Genomic DNA, 1,695 nt, shown 5'->3' with positions numbered 1-1,695 from the left:
GCCGCCGGACGGGCGGAGACGCTAAACGCCTGTGGAGCGCCGGTAAGACGGGCACACGTACCCGCACAGCGCGGTGAAGCAGGAAGCCCCCGGAAGGGTCAGCCGACCCAGGCCGGAATCCCTGGACTTTAGGCCAGGGAGCACGTCAACGAGTATCCCAACCTCATGGATCTGAGTAAGGAGTTGCGGCAGCGGCTGGGGGACTGGAGCAGGTGGCAGGCAGCCGGTTCCGGTGTGGACAGCTCCTACGCTCCTCACCCGGAGTCGTTCTACGGGGACGCGCTCTCTCTCGCCCCCGGCTGGAAGGCCGGCGGCTGGCCCCCGTGGGGCCTCACCGATCCCGTCGCCCGGTTCTGCGTCACCTGTAACGCCGGCATGGTCCCGCTGCTGACCGTCGCCTCGAGCGAATGGAGCAGCAACAACCACAGCTGGATCCCGTACGAGGACCGATCCGTCACCCCGCGCAACGGCATCAGAGAGTCGAACCCGCCCCGGGTCCAGGTCACCAGAGGCGACCACCTGCAGCTCTATGTCTGCCCGGAGTCCCCGGAGCATCCGCACACCGACCTGGTCCAGTGAGCCGTCGCTGCCGATCACCACGGGGCCGGCGGTCGCGTGAAGCCGCACCTCACGGACATCGGCACCTCAAGCGCATCGTCCGGCTGCCCCGGTACGACGAGGCCGCTCCTACTCTTCCTCTTCACGGGCTCCGTCGTCCGGCGTCACAGCGACGACCGCCACGGTCGGGGGCGGCGGAGACGGCGTGTACGCATACGCCACTGCCAACCCCGGCACGCCGCCCCGGGGCTCGATCCTCGTCTTGCGCACCTTTGTGCCGTCGTGACGGGGAGGCCCGAGCCGCACACCGAGACGCGGAGCCTGCTCGAGCTCCTGCCGCAGAGCCTCCAGATCCTGCTCGGCTCCCAGCTCCTTCGCACGCTGGGCGGCCCGTACGGTGACGGCCGCCTTCACACCGCTCACGCGCGTGGATTCTCCTGCTTCAACTGTGCCGCCAGGTCGAGGCCCTCCTGTATGGCGATGTCGAAGTCAGGGTCCTGGTAGAGGCGAATCCGCCCTCGGTAGTCGACGATCACTGCGGCGACGGCATTGAGGTCCGTCTCCGACGAGGCCTCCAGTGCACGCTGGAGATCCGCTTCGAAGGTTTCCCGGTCGCCGGGGAAGCCGTGTCCGGACCGCAGAGCGGCCCGGATGCCGCCGATGGTCCTCAACGGCAATGGCGCAGGGATTGATGTTTCTACGTGCTCTGCGCTCACGATCTCTCGCTCCTTGATCTCCCCCGTCCTACGAAGAGCGTCCTACATGTCCGCATCCTGCGCAGTGATCGTTCAAGAGTGAAGGTAGGAGTCTCGACAAGGGACGGCTCCCAGGTTTCTACGGGTGCATGAGGGGCAGAGCACTGCCCTCTGACCTTGACACATGACGCTGCCGGGCAGCGGGCGGGTAAGCGTGCCGGCTACTTCCGCCGGATCGTCCGTACGAAGGGCACCCAAGAGCCGTGGCCCACTGCGATCACAGGGCCCTCCGCGTCCTTGGAGTCACGGAGGTGAATCCTGTCGTCGCGGATCGCACATTCCACGCACTGAACCGTTCCGGGTTCGGTAGAGATCTCAGTTGTTGGGTGTGACCTGGGGTTTCGTGGTTGCGAGGTAGTGGGTGGTCTCGTATTCGACGGGC

General features: G+C 66.6%; 4 protein-coding genes. 1 reads left to right on the top strand and 3 read right to left on the bottom strand.

Going from position 1 to position 1,695, the window contains the following annotated elements:
- Window positions 1-165: 165 nt before the first annotated feature.
- Complete coding sequence (locus tag ACH4VX_RS35560; RefSeq protein WP_398373459.1) at window positions 166-579, top strand: hypothetical protein; 414 nt, start codon at window positions 166-168, stop codon at window positions 577-579.
- A 108-nt stretch (window positions 580-687) separates the two neighbouring features.
- On the opposite strand, the gene ACH4VX_RS35555 is transcribed toward ACH4VX_RS35560, so the two are convergent.
- From ACH4VX_RS35555 to ACH4VX_RS35545, 3 genes are all read right to left on the bottom strand, one after another.
- The gene (locus tag ACH4VX_RS35555; RefSeq protein WP_398373458.1) at window positions 688-981 is read right to left on the bottom strand and encodes a hypothetical protein; all 294 of its coding nucleotides are present in this window, start codon (window positions 979-981) and stop codon (window positions 688-690) included.
- Complete coding sequence (locus ACH4VX_RS35550; protein ID WP_398373456.1) at window positions 978-1,274, bottom strand: DUF6247 family protein; 297 nt, start codon at window positions 1,272-1,274, stop codon at window positions 978-980. The genes ACH4VX_RS35555 and ACH4VX_RS35550 overlap by 4 nt, the downstream gene beginning before the upstream one ends.
- Window positions 1,275-1,474: 200 nt before the next feature.
- A complete protein-coding gene (locus ACH4VX_RS35545; protein WP_398373461.1) occupies window positions 1,475-1,627 on the bottom strand; it encodes a DUF397 domain-containing protein in 153 nt (50 codons plus the stop codon).
- Window positions 1,628-1,695 lie beyond the last annotated feature (68 nt).

This window comes from Streptomyces sp. NPDC020731, from assembly GCF_044334705.1.
In the GTDB taxonomy this organism is placed as follows: Bacteria; Actinomycetota; Actinomycetes; order Streptomycetales; family Streptomycetaceae; genus Streptomyces.
This window is presented reverse-complemented; position numbering and strand designations above follow the sequence as displayed.

Coding starts and splice junctions, on each gene's coding strand:
- ACH4VX_RS35560 (WP_398373459.1), top strand. CDS start 166: ATGGATCTGAGTAAGGAGTTGCGGCAGCGGCTGGGGGACTGGAGCAGG.